The following is a 21,564-nucleotide window of genomic DNA, read 5'->3' on the forward strand; positions in this document are numbered from 1 at the left end:
CAGGGGCAGAAGCCATGATTGACTTTGGACGGCGGGGGGTATTCCCCCCGCCCGCAAATCTCTATCGAATTCCATTTCTTCACATATCAGGACTCTGGTCAGCCGGACGGCAGTGGGCGGAAAACGCTCAACTGCAGACGCCGCAACTGATCGGCTGGGCAAAGGGCCTGATCGAAGTGCTGCGGTCACGGATATTCGCTGGTCGACCCCGGCCAGTGGATCACTATGACGAGTCGCAGTCAGAGTTGTCGGCGTTCCTGCGGTCTTGCCGCCGGATCTTCTGGGCGCTAGCGGCATTCAGCGGCATGAGCAACCTTCTCATGCTCACCGGCTCGTTCTTCATGCTGCAAGTCTATGATCGGGTGCTGCCCGGACGCAGTATACCGACTCTTGTCGCTCTGTTGGCTCTGGCAACGGTGCTCTACCTGTTTCAGGGCGGGCTCGACTTCGTCAGGAGCAGGATCAGCGCCCGGGTGGGCCGGTATTTCGATGAAAGTCTCGGGGTTCGCATCTTCGAGGCTCTTGTTCGCCTGCCTTTGAAGACCAGAGCGGATGGCGATGGCCTGCAGCCGGTGCGGGACCTCGATCAGGTCCGCAGCTTCCTGTCGAGCGGCGGGCCGACGGCGCTCTTCGATCTGCCCTGGATGCCGATCTATCTCGGCGTCTGCTTCCTCTTTCACTTCTGGATTGGCATCACTGCGCTGGCTGGTGCGTTGGTGCTGGTGGGCATTACGATGCTCACGGAAACGCGTACCCGAGGTCCGGCAAAGGCGAGCTCGCGTCTTGCCATTTCGCGAACTGCCCTCGCGCTCGAGGGACGGCGCAATGCCGAAGTTCTGCAGGCCATGGGTATGCGGCAACAAGCGGCTTTGCGTTGGCAGGATGCCAATGCAAAGTACCTCGCAGCCCATGAACGGGCCAGCGATGTCGCAAACGGACTCGGTGGTGCCTCGAAGATTTTCCGCGCGATCTTGCAATCGCTGGTTCTTGCCGTTGGCGCCGTCCTCGTCATCAACCAGGAATCGACGGCCGGCATCATCATTGCCGGGTCGATCCTCACCGCGAGGGCCCTTGCGCCTGTCGAAATGGCAATTGCGAACTGGAAGGGGTTCGTCGCGGCGCGCCAATCGGGACAACGGCTCGATTACTTGCTGAAACTTCTTCCTCAGGAGGAGGAGCGGTTGGCATTGCCTGCGCCTGTGGAAACCCTTAGCGCCGAGAACCTCTATATCAGTGCTCCGAACTCCGAGAGACCCACTCTCAGCGAAGTGTCATTCCAGCTGCGGAGTGGGCAGGCGGTCGGAATCATCGGTCCGAGCGGATCCGGCAAGTCGACGCTGGCGCGTGCGCTGGTTGGCGTGTGGCCGTGCATTCGAGGCAGGATCCGGCTCGACAACGCCGCCCTCGATCATTGGTCTTCGGACGACCTCGGCAAGCACATCGGTTATCTGCCCCAAGACGTAGAATTGTTCGACGGCAGCATTGCGATGAACATTGCACGCTTCGACCCGAACGCAACCGCCGCCGCTGTTCTGGAAGCCGCCCGCGCCGCGGGCGCGCATGATCTCGTCCTCTCACTGCCGGACGGGTACAGCACGAAGATCGGCGAGGGAGGGCTGGCGCTGTCGGCGGGGCAGCGGCAGCGTATCGCGCTTGCGCGCGCTTTTTACGGCAAACCCTTCCTGGTCGTGCTTGACGAACCATCTTCCAATCTCGATGCGGAGGGCGAGGAGGCTCTGACAGAGGCGATCCTGAACGTGCGACGCCGCGGAGGGATTGTGGCCGTTGTCGCTCATCGGCCGAAGGCGCTGGAAGGTGTGGACCATGTATTGTGCCTCGGCGAAGGCAGAGTTCAGTCCTTCGGCAAGCGAGAGGAGGTACTCAAGAGAGTGCTGCGGACCCCGGTGCCGCTGAAGGTCGTCGCAGAAGCTCAAGGAGGCGGCCGATGAACGATCAGATAGCGCCGGCGTTGCAGTCCATCCAACGTTACATGATCGTCGGAATGATCATGTTCGCTTTGGTGACTTTTGGGGTCGGCGGCTGGGCGACGACTTCCCAGTTGTCGGGCGCGGTGATCGCGCAGGGCGTGGTCGTGGTGGATTCGAGCGTCAAGAAGGTCCAGCACGCCACGGGTGGAATCGTCGGAGAGTTGCGCGTGCGCCAGGGCGATCGGGTCAATGCAGGCGACATTCTGATCCGCCTCGACGAGACGCAGACGCTCGCGAATGCGACGATCGTCACCAATAGCATCGACGAATTGCTGGCGCGGCAGGCCCGTCTCGAGGCCGAGCGCGACAGTGCCGAGCAGGTCGTGTTTCCAAAGGTACTGCTCGACCGAGCCAAAGAGAGCAACTCCGAGGCGAGCCGTGCAATCGCCGCGGAGCGGAAGCTGTTCGACCTGCGTCGTCAGGCGAGGAGCGGCCAAAAAGCGCAGTTGCAGGAGAAGAGCGCGCAGTTGGAGAACGAAATCAAGGGCTATATGGGGCAGACGGAGGCCAAGCAGAAGGAGGTGGAGTTCATCCGACAGGAGCTGGAGGGCGTGCGCAGCCTCTGGCAGAAGAACCTGGTGCCGATCACCCGGCTCAATTCCCTGGAGCGCGACTCCGCCCGCATCGAGGGCGAGCGCAGCCAGCTCGCAGGAATGATCGCTCAGTCGAAGGGCAAGATCTCCGAAATCGGACTCCAGATCATTCAGATCGACCAGGACCTCCGTACCGAGGTCGGCAAGGACCTGATCGAAACCCGCTCGAAACTCTCCGAGCTGGGCGAACGCAAGACTGCGGCGGTGGATCAGTTGAATCGGGTCGATATCCGGGCGCCACAATCCGGTCGCGTCCACGAGCTCAGCGTCCACACGGTCGGGGGGGTGATCTCTCCGGGCGAGCAAATCATGCTGATCGTTCCTGACGCGGACTCGCTCGCGGTCGAAGTCAAGATCGCACCGAAGGATATCGATCAGGTCTACGTGGGGCAGACCGCTACAATGCGCTTCGCAGCGTTCAACCAGAAGACCACGCCCGAAATCGACGGCGAGGTCAGCATGGTCTCGGCAGACATCACGCAGGATCAGCGTGCCGGCACGAGTTACTACACAGGCCGCGTCTTGCTGAAGACGGAAGAGCTGGTGAAGCTCGGCTCGGCCAAGTTGCTGCCCGGCATGCCTGTCGAGGTCTTCATCAAGACGGCAGGGCGGACCGCGTTGTCCTACCTGCTCAAGCCGCTACACGATCAGGCGCAGCGCGCATTCAAAGAGCGCTGAGCCCTTTGGATTTGAAATGACACAGCCCCGAGTGGACCCGCACTCGGGGCTGAGAGGAATCTCAAGAGTGTGTCCATTGCTGCGAACAACATTGATGTTCAAGACGAAAAAGAAGCCCAAATGAAAAGATAACGACGGGCTTGCAGGCGTGCCGTGAGCTGGGTGAACACCGAGGAGAGCTGCTCGCTGCGGATGGCTCGCCGCTAGTCGCATTGCATCCGAAGCCTATCGTTTGGCTTCGACCGCCCGGAGCTCAAGATTGCGCCGCGAGATCGATCGAGTCGATGCGGGGTAGACCGCAACGTTGGCCGCATCAACGAGCACCGAGCTGACGACGAGCCCCTGCAATGAGGCTGGAGGTGGACGGCGTGGCTTGAGGGCGCTCTGGCCGCCAGGAACGAGCCACAAGGGTGGACAGCTTTCGCACCTTCGTCAGGCTTGATTGGGCGTGTCTGAGCAGCCGCCAGAGATTGGCTGGGGTGAGCTTGGCAATACCGATCCACGTCGTCAGCGCCGACAGCAAAGCTCCTGCGCGCGCACGGACCGAGTATGGCGCAGGCTTGCTGTGTTGGCCGGCGGACCAGCTAGCCGCCCGGCGGTGCAGCCCGCTCAGCACATCCATTCGCTTGTTGTGCAGAGTCATCGCTGTGACGAAGACAAGCAGGATGGCTTCAGCCCCCAAAATGACGAGCAGTTCTTCCGGCATATGCAATCTCGATTGTGAGGCGGAGAGGTCGTTCGGAATACGATCTGCCGGGGGGCACATTAAATCAACGATTAATTCGTCGGAGCCGTTAAATTGTTGCCTTATTTGCCGGCGATGCGCCGGGGGCCGGGACGCGTCTGCGGGGGCGATCTGCTTGTGGCTGTACTGGATAATGCGCAAACGGATTATTTCTTCCTGCCGATTATATTTAATTGACAATTAAATTAAATAAATTAAAGATGAAATATGGTTGCCGCGGGACTGTCGGTGTCAGCCTGCCAGCGGATCCGAGCCTCAGTTTTGCGTTTGCGAGGGGATCGGCAGATGTATCGAACCTTCGGCTCCGTCGTGGCGGTCGCTATCATGCTCGGAGGAGTTCAATGGGCGGGGGCGGGGCGCATGTCCTTGCCGGCGACGCCGCGGTCAGGGCAGCACATTGAACTGGGAAACCCGACGCTGCCGCCCCTTGCGTACACGGTGTTCTGCCTGCGCTACGAGGCGGAATGTCTTCCGCCGCGCTCGTTTCGTGGTGGGCCGATCCGGCTGACCGAGGACCGCTGGGCGGCTCTGCAGGAGGTCAATCGCGCGGTCAATCTCGCCATCGTGCCGGCGCGCAACGAGCTCGGCCTTGCCGGCGAGGAATGGGTCATCAACCCGAAGCACGGCGATTGCAATGACTACGCCGTGAGCAAGCGCCACGAATTGCTTCGGCGCGGCTGGCCTGCGCGAGTCCTGCTACTGAGCGAAGTCGTCGTCAGTTCCGGAGAGCACCACCTCGTGCTTCTCGTGCGCACGCGAAATGGCGATTTCGTTCTCGACAATCTATCACCCGAAATCAAACCATGGTCGCGCGTTCACTATCGCTGGGTTCGGGTACAAATGCCACGCCACATTCTGTGGGCGAGGATCGAAGGGAAGGGAGCATGAACCCGACAACCATTCAATGAAATATCTCTGGTTAAGATCGCCTGCGGTGTGAACGCGCAATCCGCATGGTCGCAATCATTTGAAGGGGAAATCTGTGAAGAAATTATCGCGTTGGCGAGGCTTTGGCTGGGCGCAAATAGCCGCCGGCTTGTGTTACGCCGGTTCCGCACTGGCGGATCAAACACTTTCCTCCAGCCAAGCGCCAGGTCCTGCCTCCTCGCGTTTGCCTTCTCCTGCGTCGGCTCCTCCACTCTCATTTGATGACCCCCGCTTTGCTGGAAATTCCTCCGAGCCATACACCCGTTACGGGAAGTTCTTCAGCAACGGTGAAGTCGTCGAGCATCGTTCCTGGGACCACAACAACGACGGAAGCTCGGTCGTTTGCGGGGATTGCACTCTGAAAAATTCCCGCATTCGATCCAACGAGGGATTCCGGTGTATTGGCTCCGACGGTATTGGCGGCATCAACATTGATGGCGTCTACATCGAAACCAAAGGTTTGCCGGGCGATCACGCAGACGGGCTTCAGTGTTATGATCCTGGCAAAACCAACGCCATCACGGTTCGCAATACAACATTCAAGACCTACAACAACACCAATGCAACGGCCGGATTCTTCTACGCTGATGGATTAGGGGGCTCAGTTAGCTTTGAGAACGTCCTGTTCTGGGGCGGACCTTACGGGTTGCGAATGCATCCCGATGGCATGAACGTCACTGTTTCCCTTAAGGATGTGTATTTCGTTGGCCCGTTTCTATACGGCGCATTTCTGATCAACAATGCGGGCGGCGGAACAATGACGATCACCAAATGGGAAAACGTCAGGAGTGCAACCATCGTCAATGGCCAGCTCGTCCCGGGGAGTTTGCTTCCGCAGCCTCGGATCCGCTGATCCATTTTCCTGCCCCAGCCCCGCGGCTTGCATTCTCGGATTAAGGTCGCCCGTCCGGAAATAATAACTTGCAAATTAAACCAATTTAATAATATAAATGTTTAATAGTGGGTTCCAGCCGGTTATGCCATACAGAAGACGAGGAAGGCTGTCGTTTCCATTTGAGCTTGGGATTCGCAGTGGATGTGGGTGGTAAAATGGTGGCCGGCCCGGGCCGCACGCAGCGACCGGGCGGTGCAGTTGCGAAGGAACCGGGAAAAGCTCGTGTTTACAGGAGCGCGCACTTAGCATGGCCGACCTGGGTCGCCAGGCACTCACCACATTGATGAGCCAATTCCGGATGGTTTGGCGACCATCAGGAAGGACGGGCCTGACAAATCGCGTTCGAGCGAGATGGTTGTCGAAGATGGGTTCGGTCGAACATTGAAGGGGGGGCCGGACGTATCGCATGAGGCTGAATCCCATGTCGGATGCAATTTATGGGGCCGCTGAGCCCGACATTTCGATCATCATCGTGAGCTACAACACGCGCACCATGACGCTCGAATGTATTCGATCTGTCTTGGCACAAACAACGACAGTACTCTACGAAGTCATCGTTTTCGATAACGCTTCAACAGACGGATCTCCGGAAGCCATTCGCGCAAACTTCCCTCAACTCGAGCTCATCGCGTCGCAAGAAAATCTTGGGTTTGCCGGCGCCAACAACATCGCCGCGATGCGGGCGCGGGGGCGCCGGTTTCTGTTGCTCAACCCGGACACCCTGATCTTGAATCACGCAATCGATCATCTGCACGAGTTCGCCGATGCGAATCCGCGCTTTGGGATCTGGGGCGGGCGCACCGTGCTGTCTGACGGCCGCTTGAATCCTGGCTCCTGTTGGGGAGATGCCACCTTATGGAGCATCTTCTGTTTTGCTACTGGTCTGACCAGCTTGAAGCGCAGCAGCTCGGTTTTCAATCCCGAAGGATACGGCGGTTGGAAGCGTGACAGCATTCGTGCAGTCGACATTGTCACGGGCTGCTTTCTTCTCATAGACCGCGAACTTTGGAAGCGACTTGACGGCTTTGATCCCGAGTTTTTCATGTACGGTGAAGAAGCGGACTTGTGCCGCCGGGCGCGCAAGCTTGGTGCATCCCCAACCATCACGCCTGCAGCTACCATCATTCATTACGGCCAGTCTTCCGAGCCCGATCAAGCAGAGCAACGCATCAAGGTCCTTGCCGGCCGGATCACGCTGTTGCGGCGTCACAATTCTGCTGCGACGATTCTCGCAGGCAAGACACTGTACATGCTTCTCCCCCTCCTTCGCTTGCTTGCGTACGGAACGGCCGGCCTGATCTCCGGCAGAAGTGATTTGCGTGAAAAGGCGCGAAACTGGCGCTATGTCTGGCAGCATCGTCAACGTTGGGTGAATGGCTGGAGCAATGTCGGCGTGAGGAGAGCGCGCGGCAATCCGCGCAACAACCTGCCAGAGGAGGTAGCTGCTGTGGAACGTCCGTTAGGGGACGCGTTATCCCGCTCGCGCCAGGGATAGCCACTGATGCGGCGCGACGTTACCATTGTGGTCTATCATCATATCGCGGACCATGAAGACCCGTTAACCGGCAAGCTTGGAGTTGTTACAAGGCCAGAGGTTTTTGAGAAGCACGTCAAGTATTTCGCGCGTCATTTTGACGTGGTGAGCGGATCGGACCTTGTAAGTGGCACTCTGCCGCGTAAACCTTTGCTGATCACCTTCGATGACGCATATCGCTCAGTTCTCGATACCGCAAGTACTGTCCTTAAAGCGGCAAATGCACCTTCGCTGTTCTTCGTCAATCCGACAACGCTGCTCGGAAGCAGATTGCCAGTGGATAATATCCTATCGTTGGCAGCGGTGGTGCTCGGTAAACAGCAACTGATAGCTCTCCTGAACATCAACGAAACCGGACCAACATCAGTCCCTAGGCTCATCGCCAACGTGATTTCAAAATGGACTCAGGCGCAAATTGCGGAGGCGAAGCAGCAGCTGTGTACCGCAATGGGCACCAATGAATTGGAGCTCCGGCGTACATCGAAGCTTTTTCTTAATATCACCGATATCAAGCGGTTTGCGAGCTTAGGGATTGAAGTAGGAAACCACTCGATGAGCCACACGTTCTTTCGTTCGCTTTCATCGAGCGAGTTGGAGACCGAGATCGTGCAAAGCCGAGAGCTTCTGGAGAAGTTATCGGGACAAACGGTTCAATGCCTGAGTATTCCTTATGGGAATGCATTGGACGCGACCGAAGGTGCGCTGCGCGCCGCACGGCGTAATCACAAGGCGATCTTTCTAGTGCATGCGAAAAGCAACCGCTTTAAACCAGCGGCTGACATTTTCTATCGGATTAGCCTGGGGAACGCCGCGCCAGAAGAGATTCCGTTCAAGCTCCGGATTATGCCTGTACTACGGTGTGCGAGAGATTGGCTATGGTAGCTGGGCAGCCCGAACCAAAGAGAATAGTGATTCTGACGCGGGATGGCCCAGAACATCGTTATGTCGCAAACATGCTTTGCGCTGGACTCTCCATTGACCGCATCATTGTGGACCGGTCAGCACGGAGAACAAGACTGCGGCGCGCCGTACGGAAGGGGTTGGTGCATTTCTTAGGAAAGGCAACCCGTGCTGTCTTTCTCAAGATGACTCGAGACGATGAGGCCCGGACTCGGTCACTTGAAAGTCTGTTGGGGCAAAAGGCTCAAACATTCTATGCATCTGATCGAATCGACTATGTCGAGGGCATAAACGGCACCGCAAGCTTGGAAGTCCTGCGGCAGAGACGCCCCGATGCGATTCTTATTTACGGCACGTCGGTCGTGAAGAATGCGGTCCTCGACTCTGCAACCGATATCTGCATCAATCTGCATACAGGTATTAGCCCGCAGTATCGCGGAACCGCGTGCAGCTTTTGGCCTGTAGTCAACGACGAGTTGGACATGCTCGGTGCGACCATTCACGAATGCACGTCCGGCGTCGACAGCGGGCCGATCTTTGAGACAGTGCATTCGAGATACGAGCCAGGGGACGATTTGCATAGGATTTTTGGCCGAGCCGTGATGGTCGGTGCCGAAGCGTATGTACGAGTGGTTCAACGCTATGTGGCGGGCACCTTGAGCGGAGTTTCGCAAGATCTCAGCCTTGGGCGCGAGTACCGTGGAGCCGATTTGACCATTGGTCCGGAATTGGTGGCGCGACGCCGGCTCGCCCGTCTGAGGTCCATCGCCGAAATCTCGATCATTGGTCAAAACGACAGGGTAGTTCGCTGACGCGCAATCGTGCAAAAGCTCGCCTTATCGGCCGAAATCGTAAGCCGCCCCAGCAGATCGTCATCGATGGGGAAAGCCGTGACCGGCGCCTGCTAGGACGACGCTGCGAGCCCCAGCGCCGTAACCGCTGAGGGGTCGACCCAACGTCGGATAGTGCCGTCAATCAGATTGGCCCCATACATCCAGCCATCAGGGCCCTTCTGCATGTCGACGATGCCTTGTACGTTGTCCACCAACTGGACGCTGGTGACCTGCCGGCTTGCGTTCAGGGTCGCAGCGAAGATCGTTCCGTTTTGGACATCGTCGAAAAAAATGGTGTTCTGATTGTAGAAATCTCCCGCGGTAATCACGTGGGCATTGTCGGGGGCCCCGTGGCTTAGAGACAGGATCGGAAATACGGCGGGCGGGTCTGACGTATTGTTCCGATTGCCATTGTTATAGAAGGTGATTGCCTGCGCGAGATTTTGGTAGCTGCCGGTCCTGTCGGGGCCTTCGAGATAGGGCCATCCAAAGTTCGAGCCGGCTGGCCCCGTATTCAGCTCTTCCCAGCTGTTCCAGCCCACATCTCCGAGCACAGGAAGATTAGTAACTGGATCGAAGCTGAAGCGGTACGCGTTGCGAACACCGTAGTAGAACACCTTCGACGCATTACTGTTTGGATCGCTTGCCTGATAGAACGGATTGCCGGGCACTCCCTCACCTGTAACGGGATCGATCCGCAACAACTTGCCCGATAGATTGTGGATGTCTTGGACGCGCACTCCCCGGGGGTCGACGAAGTTGTACGACACGCCATCGCCGACGGTGAGGTAGAGATAGCCGTCCGGGCCGAAATGAACAGCGCCTACGCCGTGCGAATCGCTATCAGTCGCCAGATAGTCACGAATGTTTTGGTTCTGGATGCCGGTCCGATCCGGATCGTTGTCCTGCGATCCACTCTCGATCTGGCTCGCCGGAGCTGTGATCGTGGTGCCGTTGACGATGCCGGAAGGAGCGATGCTCGGATCGCCTGTGCTGTTTACGTCGGGACGGCTCGTATAGGCCCAGATGCTGTTCTTTCCGACCAGCACTACCTCGCTCGCCGGATCGGCAATCATTGTGGTTGGGTCAACGGTGACCCTCACCAGGCGAGCAGGTCGGTTGCCGGCCTGATCGGGGCCGGCAAGGCCGGGCTGGCCCGCCGTTTCGGGTGGATCGTAGGTATAGAGCAGGTAGACATAGGGGTTCGTTGCGAAATTCGGGTTCACCGCGATACCCAGCAGTCCGCGATCATTGACGTCATTTACCTCGCTCGAAATGTCGATCAGCGGAGTTGATCGAAGTTCTCCGTTGTCCACCACACGCACCACGCCGTCCTTTTGGGCAATCAGCATGTAGCGGCCGTCTGGAGTCCAATCGATCGCCGTTGGCCCGCCGGCATACCCCTGGCCCAGTCCCGTCACGTACGTCTCACCCGCCAGATTGCCGAGATTGGGGTTGTCATTATCCAGGATTTTCACAGTCGTCGTTGTCTCGGCGCCGAGAGTGGCACCGGTCGGGTTGCTCAACGTGACCGTGAAGGTCTCATCATTCTCCGGTGTCGCATCGTTGATGATCGGTACCGTGATCGTCTGGGTCACCTGGCCAGCAGCGAAAGCCACCGTGCCTGACGAGGCGGTGTAGTCGGAACCCGCGAGGGCGCTGCCGTTGCTTGTCGTGAAGCCGACAGTAGCTGTTTGACTGGTGTTGCCGCTGCGCAGCAGCGTAATCGTTGCCGTCTGTGTATTCTCGGTAACGCTTATCGCCGCGTCCGCCATTGAGATCGCGACGGGCGAGTCGTTGTCGATGATGGTCACGAGCACTGTGCGCGGGGTCCCGAGGGAGCCGGAACCGGGATTCTGAAGCCCGACCGCGAACGTCTCGTTACCCTCGGTGAGCTGATCGTTCACAATTGAGATGGTGAAGCTCTTGGTGCTCTCTCCCGGGTTGAAGACGACCTGACCGGTGTTCGACCGGCCATTAAACGTGGGCTGGATGAAGTCCTGGCCTGCCGTAGCTGTGCCGCCGGTGCCGATTTCGTTCGTCGTGTACTCCACGGTTGCTTGAGATTGGAGGTCGCCGGAGCGTACGACGGTGATGGTAGCCATCCCTCCCGTCTCACTGACATAGACTGTGGAACTGCTAAGTAGTGAGATGACGTTGCCCGCAGCGAACACGACGTCGCGGAAATAGTTTGCATTCTGATAGACATTGGTGGGGAAGGCGCCCTTGGACAGGTCGAAGACGCCGGCACCCACTGGAGCGTTCAGGCCACCATTGCTGATGGCTGAGGCGAAGCCCTGCGTGGTGGAGACGTAGTTGCTGTTGATGTTGACGGAGACGATGTAGGTCGTGCCGGCCTGGATGGTCAGCGGCGTGGCGAGCGCCTGCTGCTGCCAGCCCGATGCGCCTTCGTTGGTAAACGTGACCGTCGCCAGCTCCTGGCCGGTAGCCGACCAGATGTGGCCGATATGCGTGCCCGTCTCGCCCGGAGCCTTGTAGTACCGGATTGCCTGGATCGAGCCGGAGGTGTCGCTGGTGAAGCGCATCCCCAACTCATAACCTACTCCGTCGCTGGCATTGGTGATGACAGGCGTCTGGGTGGTGAACAGCGTAGTGGTGGCACTCGCAGCGGCAACCGTCGCCGTGGCCGCGCTGGTCACATCCTCGCTGGCGCCGAACAGGTCGGTGTAGGTGGCATTCACGCGGATCCGCTTGCCGACCAGGCTGCTATCGAGGGTGAGGCTCGAGGTCGTGGCGGTCAGGTTCGTCCAAGTGGTGCCGTCGGGGCTGCTCTGCCAGAGATAGGTGATGCTGGCGGGCGCGCCGTCGGGGTCCGCGACGCTGGCCGTCAGGGTCTGGTTCTGGGTCGCGGTGCCGTTGATCGTGACAGCGCCGGGGTCGTTGACGTTGGCCACTGTCGTGGCGGTCGCGGTGCTCACCGGGGCTTCGGTGCTGCCCGAGAGGTCCGTGTAGCTGGCGGTGGCCCGTATGAAGCTGCCGACCTGAGCCTGGCCGAGGACCAGCGTGCTCGCGGTCGCGCCACTGATGTTGCTCCACGAGTTGCCGTTCGCACTCTGCTGCCACTGATAGGAGACGGTGCCCGGCACTCCGTCCGCATCGCTCACGGTCGCGGTCAAGGTCTGGTTCTGCGTCGGCGTCCCGCTGACGCTTACCACACCGGGGCGGTTATTGGGCTGTGACGAGCCCGCAGCGAACACGACGTCGCGGAAATAGTTTGCATTCTGATAGACATTGGTGGGGAAGGCGCCCTTGGACAGGTCGAAGACGCCGGCACCCACCGGGGCGTTCAGGCCACCATTGCTGATGGCTGAGGCGAAGCCCTGCGTGGTGGAGACGTAGTTGCTGTTGATGTTGACGGAGACGATGTAGGTCGTGCCGGCCTGGATGGTCAGGGGCGTGGCGAGCGCCTGCTGCTGCCAGCCCGATGCGCCTTCGTTGGTAAACGTGACCGTCGCCAGCTCCTGGCCGGTAGCCGACCAGATGTGGCCGATATGCGTCCCCGTCTCGCCCGGAGCCTTGTAGTACCGGATTGCCTGGATCGAGCCGGAGGTGTCGCTGGTGAAGCGCATCCCCAACTCATAACCTACTCCGTCGCTGGCATTGGTGATGACAGGCGTCTGGGTGGTGAACAGCGTAGTGGTGGCACTCGCAGCGGCAACCGTCGCCGTGGCCGCGCTGGTCACATTCTCGCTGGCGCCGAACAGGTCGGTGTAGGTGGCATTCACGCGGATCCGCTTGCCGACCAGGCTGCTATCGAGGGTGAGGCTCGAGGTCGTGGCGGCCAGGTTCGTCCAAGTGGTGCCGTCGGGGCTGCTCTGCCAGTGATAGGTGATGCTGGCAGGCGCGCCGTCGGGGTCCGTGACGCTGGCCGTCAGGGTCTGGTTCTGGGTCGCGGTGCCGTTGATCGTGACAGCGCCGGGGTCGTTGACGTTGGCCACTGTCGTGGCGGTCGCGGTGCTCACCGGGGCCTCGGTGCTGCCCGAGAGGTCCGTGTAGCTGGCGGTGACCCGTATGAAGCTGCCGACCTGAGCCTGCCCGAGGACCAGCGTGCTCGCGGTCGCGCCACTGATGTTGCTCCACGAATTGCCGTTCGCACTCTGCTGCCACTGATAGGAGACGGTGCCCGGCACTCCGTCCGCATCGCTCACGGTCGCGGTCAAGGTCTGGTTCTGCGTCGGCGTCCCGCTGACGCTTACCATACCGGGGCGGTTATTGGACTTCACCGGCACGTCAGTTGTACTCCCCCAGCTAGTCAGCGTGACTACATGCTATCTAAAATAGCAACACCAGCTGTACGGGTTGTAGTTTCGGTCGCGGCAGTCACGTTGGTTCGTATTTAACAATATAAATAACATTAAAAATATTAAATCGGAAGCGGTTTTTGACTTTGGAGTAGCGCCGTTCGTCAACTTCCTCTTGAGCTTGAAGAAGCGGGCGTGCGTCACGGATCTCGTGCACTCAGCGGGATGTGCCGTTTGCCCAGCTTCGAACGCACTCGCGATGTGCAACTCTTATGGTTCCATCCGCTTCGCGATTAGGTCGGCGAACTCACCCAGATTCCGCGCCGCCTCGACCTCGCCAACGCGAAATCGAACGCGAAACTTCTGCTCGACGGCGATCACGAGCGAGATCTGCATGAGCGAATCCCACTCATCGACGTCCGCCGCCGAGAGCTCGGGGGTGGCCGCGATCTTCTCGAGGAAGATTCCGTCGAATACTTCCTGCAACTTCGCTAATACTTCAGCCTGCTTCATAAGCTCTCCGGGCAACATCTATCTTTGTCGAACGCACCTGATACTTCCTCACCTCCAGCTCGAACTCTTTTCGGGTAGCGGAGTCTTCCGTACGCGCGAAACCAAACTCCTCGTAGAATTCTGCGACGATACGGTTCTTGGTTGTCGGAAGATAAATGCCGCGCACTTTCGTGCAGCCGGCAGCCGCTGCGAGCCGGAAAATCTCATTCATGATCTCGTCCTCGACCTGGCGCTTCAGCACGCGGCAACTCATGAGCCAGGTATCGAGAACGAAGACGCCACCATCGATCTTTGCAATGACTACGGAGATGAGCCCGGAATCACCGAATCTATCCTCGAGCCGCATCGTGAAGCACCGGTACTCCGGCCTTCCTAGGAGCGCCTTAATCTCAGTCTCGGACCGACGGGCCGTCGTCAGGTTGAACTGGTTGCTGCGCGCGATCAGCTGGGCGATGCGAGGAACATCGAGCGAGTCGAATTCTTTGATCGTGCCTCGCATCTCAAGTGAGGCGAGGTAGGCAGGCATGTCGGTGACGCTCGCTGCGAGCTCCGTACGTCGCCGTTCTTGCCTGTACTGCGCCGTCCGCTCGAGATCCTCCTCGGTGATGGTCCGTGGCTCGAAATGACGTCCGGCCTGGATGCGAACGATGAATTCGGCGGGGTCCGGCCCGAGGAGTACACCTGTAACCAACGGCTGAAACTGGCGCACGATCTCGATTTCCGCCGGGTTGTCGTCGGCAAACACGAAGCTGTCCAGGCCAAGGCGGAGTTCCTCCGCGATCCTCTGCAGGTTGTCCGACTTCGGGTCCCAATTGGCTTTGAAGGCCGCGAAGTGCTCCAGCCGGACAACCATCTCAGGATGTTTCTCGAATACCTCGATTGCGCGTGCATGGTCGTTCTTGCTGCATACCGCAAGCAGGACGCCGCGTTGGGAAAGTCCAAGCAGGTACCTCTGGAAATCCTTGAACGCTTCACCACGGGGGGACGAGTTGCCAAGTTCGATTCCCTCGATACCGTCCTCCGCGATCACGCCGCCCCATAGCGTTTGATCGAGGTCGATCGCCAGGACCTTCTTGGGGCTCTGCTTCCGGGAGGCGATCAGATGGCTTAGCTCTTGCGCGATGTCGACGAGAAAGTCAGGTGAGCCGAGCTGCTTCGATTCATACCACGCTCGCGCATCCGCCGCGGCTGAGATCCCTCGCTGCGCCGAGAGGAACTCGACGTCGCAGATTTGCACCTCAGCTGGGGCCCGAAGCCCGAGCTCGAGATTGACCGCCTTTCGGAAACTCCAGTCGGTGCCAAGCGTACGTGAACGAAACGAGCCGAGATCGAGGCCGTCGGGCAGCGCAAGATTGGCGAGGATCGCCGCCGCACCGGAGCGCACGGTGAAAGTCTGCGCGAGGTTGAGGAGGTGCTCAGCGGCGCGGACTGCGGCTTCGCGCTGATGTTCGACGTCATCGAGGAGCGAGCCTGAAAACCGGCAGTGGCTCGCGCTCGGCAGTATGAAGGCGAGATCCGGCTTGAAGGCGTACAGTGAGCTCGAGCCGTCAAGGATCTCCGAGACGAAATTATCGTACTCGCCGAGGAAACGTTCGCACTCGATCCCACGAATGGCCAGCAGATGTTCAACCAGTTCGTGCAACGGATAAAGGTTGTAGCCGCCTATGAGGGCGAGGCGGAGTCTTGGCTGGACGCTTCCGGGTGCATAAAGCTTCGCCTTTTTTCGAAGCGTCGACAGAAAGAACAGCTCGGAGAAGCTCGTCGCTTGCCGCGAGCGGGCGACAAGATGCCCCCAGGACGTGGCATCGCCTGACAACGCCAGGGACTTGAGTTCGGCATCATTGATGCGCCGGTCCGGCTGGGGTGCTGCAGCGAGAATGGCGAGCCTCCGTCAGGACAGCGACTTGATGTGATTGTCCCCTACGCTAAATGATGATATGGCTCGGGTCAATTAAATGTATTTAAATCACTGATTAAGGTATAATAAATAGATGATGGTGCATATCAGGCCGGAGCCGGTGAGCCCAAGCACGCTTTCCACGAAAGCCGAGAATCTCAAACTGCTTCCCGGAGGAAATAACCTGCTTCTCCGAGAGCTCCGGCTGGAGGACTCCGCGCAAGTCATCGCTTGGCGGAATGATCCCGTTCTCGGTAAGTTCCTGACCCGCGAGAAGCTGACCTTGGCTCAGCAGGAAGAGTTTTTCCGGAACTATCAAGCGAGGGTCGACGATTACTATTTCATTGCCGAATTCAAGCGCTCGAAGAAGCCGGCTGGCAGCATCGCGCTGGCGAACCTGGATTTCGCGGCGGGACAGGGCGAAGTTGCGCGGTTGATCGTCGATCCTGCCGCGCGCCTTTTCCTGGCAGAGATGTTCGACCTTTTACTCGAATTCGCATTCGAGCAGCTGGGGCTTTCGGCCGTCGTGGCCAACGTTCAAAGCCGGAACAAAGCCGCGAAGAACTTTCATATTCGCCTCGGCTTCCAAATTGAAAAGGTTGCGCCGAAAGCTTGGTGGAACGGCGACGACGTGATTACGTTTCGGATGTCGCGCTCAGACTATCCACGGCTAAAACAGGCCTGGTCGGCGCTGCTCCTCGATGCACGAGAGGGTTAAACTGTTTGAGCAACCAGCCAGATTCCGTTCGACGCCGCCCGTCTCCTTAGGCTGCCAGGGAAGGGAGGAGCAGCGCATGGATTTGCACTTTCATCACGTGGGAATGGCGTGTCGAAAGATCGCGGCGGAGCTGCCCGAGCTCGCGGTCGTTGGCTACAGTCCTGAAGGCCCCATGTTCGAGGACCCCATCCAGCAGGTTCGGATTCAGTTTGTATCAGGCGGCGGTCCGCGTCTGGAGCTCATTGAGCCGATCGGCGCACAATCGCCGGTGGCAGGTATCTTGAAGCGCGGCAGCAAGTTCTATCATCTTGCTTACGAAGCAGCTCGGTTCGACGACGCGATCGCTTGCTTTAGGTCGGAGCAATATCTTCCTGTATCGTCACCCGCGCCGGCGGTCGCGTTCGACATGCGCCGCATAGTGTTTCTTGCCTCCGCGACGCTCACGCTCGTTGAGCTCATCGAGGCGAGGGCCTAGCGCGAGTTGGCGATTGATCCGGATGCCAGGTAACGATTTGCGCGAGCCCGTCAGACGACACAGCTCCGCTGCGCCGAACCCATTCAGCAGCGCGCAGGCCGCCGGCCTGCAGTCTCACGACCGGCTCGGGGCCAAGCTCGGACAGCAGAATGCCCATGTGCCCTGATCCAGGAGGCGTTGTTGGCCAAACGCCCAACCCATTTTCTGACAATACGGTTCGATCGATGTCGCCCCAAAACTGCACGACAATGGCGCTAGGGGGCGCGCACGCAACGAGGTGAGCTGCTTCCGGCGCGCCGATGCGAGGCTTAGCCGCCGGTCGCAGCGCAACGATGATTGCGTCCCATTGGTCATGATACAAGGTCTGGACGTCCTCGAAGACGTCCACGCTCGCTCCGGAGCTCACGAGACCGGAGCGAAGCGAGCCAATGAAGTCGTTGTCGCACAGCAGGGCAATGCGATTCTTGTAAGCGGATAAGCCGCTATCGTGCAGTTGCTTCACGCACAGTGGACCGAGAAATGAGAAGACATCGACTGAGGGGTGACGTTCGTTCACGCCGACGATTGGAATTCCGCGCCGCAAGCATGCGTCCATGTCGAGGTCCTCGGAGCGAAGTTCCCAGGCCTCGTACATCAAGGCGATGACGGCTTCCTTTGGTAACTCATCAATAAGCGCAGCGGTCAGAGGCCGAAGATGGCCGCTGTTGGTTACGATATCCGTCTGATGGATGATATCGGGGGTGATCTGCTCCAGGATGTCTATGCGATCGGCCACGCCGACCGAATCTGCGAGCTTGAGGGTCTGGTCCATGGCTTCAGCCGAGGTGCCGTGCCGCGTAGTTTTCGTAAAGGCATAGACGTGCCTGGCTCCGGCCATCGCTGCGAGAACGGCCGTCACGGCATAGGCCCCGGTCGCAGCCTCGGTGAGAACCGTTAGTTCCGAAAGGTCTAAGAGAGTTTCGGTGAGGGCGCGGCTCATCAGGGCGCCCAGACGTGGCAATGAGAAGCCTGGTCGTAAGGTGGTGTCGAAGCGAGACCGCAATTGCCCGAACGCTACACCGGACTCGGTCCCGATCATGAAATCGCCTCTCGGTTTCGTCAGGTGGGAAAGCGGTCGCTTGGGCGCATGTGCGGCGACTGCTCTAGCCCCGTTTTGCGCCGAAGCGGCGCTGAAGAGCGATGTGCCGCCTCATTTAATATATTAAAATATAACAGTAACGCGCTTTGTGCATATAGGTCGTTTGGTATAATCTGCCTCTGGACCTCGTTTTGCGCAGGAGTTCACCGATGCGCCGCGACGGGAGCGTCGGCATGCGATAGTACTCAAGGTGTTATTTGCGTAGACAATTTAAAAGGCGAGATTAACATATTTAACTTGCGACGCATCCAAAACCGCTTATTTTCTATGACCATCGCAGGGAGAGCGCCGATGAACCCGACTGACTCCAATAGTGAAGACCGCCGTGAGTTCTTGAGAAGCTGCGGAAAATTTGCCGCCGTCACTCCTCCCGTGATGACACTGCTGCTTTCAACCTCTCTGACCTCATCCGCCATCGCTAGTTCTGGCGGAAACGTTGTGCAGGGCAATAATGGCAAGGGCAACGGTGGTGGGGACGGCAGTCCTAACGGGAAAGAAGATAGCACTCGCTAAAGTGACGCCTGGCGGCCCAGCCCTGACACCACCGTCCCGGGGACCGGTCGGAGGTTCAGCCGGCCCGGCGGCGCCGTTGTGCGGACGAACGGTCGATCAGGAGATCGTTTAGCTTCTTGCCGGCGCGAAGCTGCGCCTTCAGCCATCGAGGCTGCTTACCACGGCCGGACCAGGTTTCGGACGGGTTCTTAGGGTTCTGATACTTCGGCAGCACGGGAGGGTAGGGGCGGCGTGCACGTCCCTCGGTCTGCCCCCCGGTCTTACCTTCGATCTTGCGAAGCCGCTCTTCGAGCTTGGCTTTTTCCGCGGTCATCCTGCGACTAAGAACAGCAGTGACCTCATCGTAGAGTCGCCACAGCTCAGCTGTGGTCATAGATGCCCAGTCATCGTTCTCCATGGAAGCCGTCCCCACTACCTCCGAACCGAAACAGGAGGGGGGCTTATCAGGTCAAACCGGGGTCCGGCAAGCACGATCGCCCGTGCCGCTGCGCCAGTGTGCGTGGTGGTCGGAGTTACCGGCTGGGCCCGTGCCTCCGAACCAGCGGTCGCTTCGCCCTCCGCCCCCGGGCTCGTCGCCTCGGCGCAAGCAATCGCTGCTCGGCCTTCGACACGCGGCTACGCAAGTTCTGCAATTCAGTGAATTGAATGATGAGAGCCTGATGAGTTTGACGCAAAACTGCTGAAGAATACATGTGACCACCTACTCATTGCCAACGATGCCCTCCATGACCGCTCATTGAAGTTGCTGAATTGACGAATATGCAGCTCCAATATGGGTGACCGGATTTCGTCGTTGCTACACTGGCTGCGCGACGCAGCCGTTTTCGTGCTTTACTAACCAGCTTCGCCTTGATGAATAGTATTACTTTTCCTCCCTTCAATAACATGGCTTTTTGAACGATCTCGTGTTCGTCGAAACTTCGTCGAATGTTAGATTTGAATCGTGAATGACCCAATATATCGTTGGTAATAACGGTGCCAACGAAGTTAATTGGATGTTGACCATCATGACACAGCAGCCGATCCGTGCGCCTAGACATTCTATGGGAGAATTTTCTGATCGAATCTATCATGCGTTGTCGAAATTTGGCTTTCGTCTACAAGCTTGCGGCCTCGAATGTTGAGCACCGCATTCTTACGGTGCTGCGCATACTTGCCGGTCAAGTTACCGTGGCGCAGTCGTCGAACGTTCGGCTGTCTAGGATTTGAGACTGTGTGACATTGTCGCCGAGCGGACCCGTCATCCTCGCGTTTCGAAGAAATTGTTGGATTAAACGGCTGCACGGGGGGTTGTTAGCGATAGGCAGGGGAAGCATGCACCGCACCAGAATTGTCATCGCGGATCGACATCCGATCGTTTTGCAAGGGATCAGGAGCGTTCTTGCAGCGCAGCGTGATTTTACGATCGTTGCGTCCTGCAGCGATGGCGCAAGCTGCAATGAGGCAATCCGATTTCTTGTGCCGGACGTCGCGCTCGTCGATGCTGCACTGCCTGATGTCAGCCGGCAGCAGATCCTCGCTCCCGCAAACGCTTCAGGCCCAAGTCCCGCGGTAGTCTTTTTCGCCGGTGTCGCGGCGGATTGTGAGTTGCAAAGGCTGGCCTTGGAGGGCGCCTGCATCGTCCTCTCGAAGGATTCGGATGCCGAGATGCTGGTCTCAACCCTGCGGAAAGCCGCCCAGGGCCAAGCAGCGGCCTCGCCGAGCGCATGGCTAGCCAATGATGAGGCCCGCCCCGATGAGAAGCCCCTGGCACAACTGACGGACCGGGAGCGGCAAATCATGCGGCTTGTGTCGGAGGGTCTATCGAACAAGGAGATTGGACGTCGGTTGAACCTTGCCGACGGTACGATCAAGGTCCACCTTCATCATATCTTCCAAAAGCTGGACATCAGCAATCGCACGATTCTCGCGGCATTGGCGATTTCGCGAAACGAGCTGCATGCCGCGTCACGTAAGATGGATCCCCCTGATCTGTTGCATCAGGATCCGGCGAGCGTGAAATAATGGGAGTGTCTGGCTCTTCCGAACGTGCGCGGGGGTTATCGTGGCGCCAGAAGCCCAGCCATGTCGCTGCAGGCCCCTTCGGCCTCGGCTAACGTTCGAAAGGGCGAACCGCCAATCTTGATTGCGGCCTGGTTTTTGTGGAGCGGACGCCAACTCGCCAAATAGCCGGCGCGGCCATGAAAGCCGGGGCCTCTCGGGCTTCCGAAGCTGATCACGAACGAGAAGCCCTCGCTGGTTGCGCTCCAGATCTCCATGTCGCGGACAGACCGGTGGAATTGCAGTGGCATCGTCATCATCCGTTGCAATCGAGCCCTGCGCTCGACGTCCGTTAAAACGCAAATTAATCGTATTAAATGGCGAGCGCAACTCCGAAGCTGCGCCCGAAGGCCAGGAAGTACAGGAACGAGTACGGAAATTGCCCACGATCAATTGACGGCGCACGTCAAGAAACACCACTCACATAAAGAAAATTATCGGTTGAAAATACATTTAATGTATAATACCGTAATTAATATTTTAAACCGAGGAGAGCGTGTTGTGACCCGGGACGGCAACGAAGATGACGACCGGCGGGCGTTCTTGAAAACCTGCGGAAGATTTGCGGCCGTCACACCCCCAGTGATGACTCTGCTTCTATCCACTTCCCTGACCTCAGGAGCCATTGCAAGCTCGGGGGGCCTGCGTGGAGTGACGCAGAAGGATGGGAGGCAATCGTCGTTCTTCGATAACGACCGGTCGTCCGTATCGGGACCGGGGAGCTCCAGCGGCGGGTCAACAGGGGGCGGGGGAGCCCCTGGCGGGGGCTCTGCTAAATCATCTCGCGCCGGAGGAGGGGCAGCCGGTGGCGGATCCGGCGGTAGCGGCGGGTCTGGCGGTGGCGGAGGCAGTGCGAAGGGGCCTTTCGCAACCGGCGGCAGCTCTGGAATTCCAAACGCAAGTGGTGGGCTCGAT

General features: G+C 58.8%; 17 protein-coding genes and 1 pseudogene. 12 read left to right on the top strand and 6 right to left on the bottom strand.

Features of this window, described 5'->3' with window-relative positions; translation table 11 throughout:
* The first annotated feature begins 14 nt into the window (after positions 1-14).
* Positions 15-1,949 (top strand): type I secretion system permease/ATPase, encoded by a 1,935-nt coding sequence (locus XF30_RS17810; protein ID WP_225151498.1) that lies wholly within the window; start codon positions 15-17, stop codon positions 1,947-1,949.
* Complete coding sequence (locus tag XF30_RS17815) at positions 1,946-3,259, top strand: HlyD family type I secretion periplasmic adaptor subunit (protein ID WP_036029191.1); 1,314 nt, start codon at positions 1,946-1,948, stop codon at positions 3,257-3,259. Before XF30_RS17810 ends, XF30_RS17815 begins: the two co-directional genes overlap by 4 nt.
* 313 nt (positions 3,260-3,572) lie before the next feature.
* Here XF30_RS17815 and XF30_RS17820 read toward each other — a convergent pair whose 3' ends face one another.
* Positions 3,573-3,965, bottom strand: a complete 393-nt coding sequence (locus XF30_RS17820; RefSeq protein ID WP_109143422.1) for a hypothetical protein — start codon at positions 3,963-3,965, stop codon at positions 3,573-3,575.
* 324 nt (positions 3,966-4,289) lie between these two features.
* On the opposite strand from XF30_RS17820, the gene XF30_RS17825 reads away from it, so the two are divergent.
* The 5 genes from XF30_RS17825 to XF30_RS17845 all read left to right on the top strand — a co-directional run bounded on the left by XF30_RS17825 (position 4,290) and on the right by XF30_RS17845 (position 9,072).
* Positions 4,290-4,892: a transglutaminase-like cysteine peptidase gene (locus XF30_RS17825; RefSeq protein WP_036029196.1), complete on the top strand. Its 603-nt coding sequence runs from the start codon at positions 4,290-4,292 to the stop codon at positions 4,890-4,892.
* 94 nt (positions 4,893-4,986) lie between these two features.
* Positions 4,987-5,784 (top strand): hypothetical protein, encoded by a 798-nt coding sequence (locus XF30_RS37780; RefSeq protein ID WP_146207716.1) that lies wholly within the window; start codon positions 4,987-4,989, stop codon positions 5,782-5,784.
* Positions 5,785-6,247: 463 nt separating this feature from the next.
* Positions 6,248-7,321 (top strand): glycosyltransferase family 2 protein, encoded by a 1,074-nt coding sequence (locus XF30_RS17835; protein WP_109145760.1) that lies wholly within the window; start codon positions 6,248-6,250, stop codon positions 7,319-7,321.
* A 6-nt stretch (positions 7,322-7,327) separates the two neighbouring features.
* Complete coding sequence (locus XF30_RS17840) at positions 7,328-8,242, top strand: polysaccharide deacetylase family protein (protein WP_057029391.1); 915 nt, start codon at positions 7,328-7,330, stop codon at positions 8,240-8,242.
* A gap of 161 nt (positions 8,243-8,403) precedes the next feature.
* Positions 8,404-9,072, top strand: coding sequence for a formyl transferase (locus XF30_RS17845; RefSeq protein ID WP_158284387.1), 669 nt, complete (start codon positions 8,404-8,406; stop codon positions 9,070-9,072).
* A gap of 92 nt (positions 9,073-9,164) precedes the next feature.
* Here XF30_RS17845 and XF30_RS17850 read toward each other — a convergent pair whose 3' ends face one another.
* From XF30_RS17850 to XF30_RS17860, 3 genes are all read right to left on the bottom strand, one after another.
* On the bottom strand, positions 9,165-13,343 hold the full coding sequence (locus XF30_RS17850) for a DUF4082 domain-containing protein (RefSeq protein ID WP_244608970.1): 4,179 nt from the start codon (positions 13,341-13,343) through the stop codon (positions 9,165-9,167).
* 282 nt (positions 13,344-13,625) lie between these two features.
* Entirely contained in the window at positions 13,626-13,868 is a 243-nt protein-coding gene (locus XF30_RS17855) for an acyl carrier protein (protein ID WP_036025692.1), read from the bottom strand.
* Positions 13,855-15,684 carry an HAD-IIIC family phosphatase gene (locus XF30_RS17860; RefSeq protein ID WP_244608971.1) on the bottom strand — a complete coding sequence of 610 codons (1,830 nt, stop codon included), beginning with the start codon at positions 15,682-15,684 and terminating at the stop codon, positions 13,855-13,857. The genes XF30_RS17855 and XF30_RS17860 overlap by 14 nt, the downstream gene beginning before the upstream one ends.
* A 175-nt stretch (positions 15,685-15,859) precedes the next feature.
* Here XF30_RS17860 and XF30_RS17865 point away from each other — a divergent pair, with 175 nt between their 5' ends.
* Entirely contained in the window at positions 15,860-16,483 is a 624-nt protein-coding gene (locus XF30_RS17865; RefSeq protein WP_225125025.1) for a GNAT family N-acetyltransferase, read from the top strand.
* Between the two features lie 76 nt (positions 16,484-16,559).
* A complete protein-coding gene (locus tag XF30_RS17870; protein ID WP_157288047.1) occupies positions 16,560-16,958 on the top strand; it encodes a VOC family protein in 399 nt (132 codons plus the stop codon).
* Here XF30_RS17870 and XF30_RS17875 read toward each other — a convergent pair.
* On the bottom strand, positions 16,939-18,036 hold the full coding sequence (locus tag XF30_RS17875) for a hypothetical protein (protein WP_244608972.1): 1,098 nt from the start codon (positions 18,034-18,036) through the stop codon (positions 16,939-16,941). The genes XF30_RS17870 and XF30_RS17875 overlap by 20 nt on opposite strands.
* 351 nt (positions 18,037-18,387) lie before the next feature.
* Here XF30_RS17875 and XF30_RS17880 point away from each other — a divergent pair, with 351 nt between their 5' ends.
* A complete protein-coding gene (locus tag XF30_RS17880; protein WP_081493985.1) occupies positions 18,388-18,609 on the top strand; it encodes a hypothetical protein in 222 nt (73 codons plus the stop codon).
* 55 nt (positions 18,610-18,664) lie between these two features.
* Here XF30_RS17880 and XF30_RS17885 read toward each other — a convergent pair whose 3' ends face one another.
* Complete coding sequence (locus tag XF30_RS17885) at positions 18,665-19,006, bottom strand: H-NS histone family protein (RefSeq protein ID WP_036013661.1); 342 nt, start codon at positions 19,004-19,006, stop codon at positions 18,665-18,667.
* Positions 19,007-19,923: 917 nt separating this feature from the next.
* Here XF30_RS17885 and XF30_RS17890 point away from each other — a divergent pair.
* Complete coding sequence (locus tag XF30_RS17890) at positions 19,924-20,613, top strand: LuxR C-terminal-related transcriptional regulator (protein ID WP_057029413.1); 690 nt, start codon at positions 19,924-19,926, stop codon at positions 20,611-20,613.
* Positions 20,614-21,234: 621 nt separating this feature from the next.
* Positions 21,235-21,495 (top strand): annotated as a pseudogene (locus XF30_RS40170) (hypothetical protein); the annotation flags it as partial.
* Positions 21,496-21,564 lie beyond the last annotated feature (69 nt).

The sequence above is a fragment of the Bradyrhizobium sp. SUTN9-2 genome, from assembly GCF_003122645.1.
In the GTDB taxonomy this organism is placed as follows: Bacteria; Pseudomonadota; Alphaproteobacteria; order Rhizobiales; family Xanthobacteraceae; genus Bradyrhizobium; species Bradyrhizobium yuanmingense.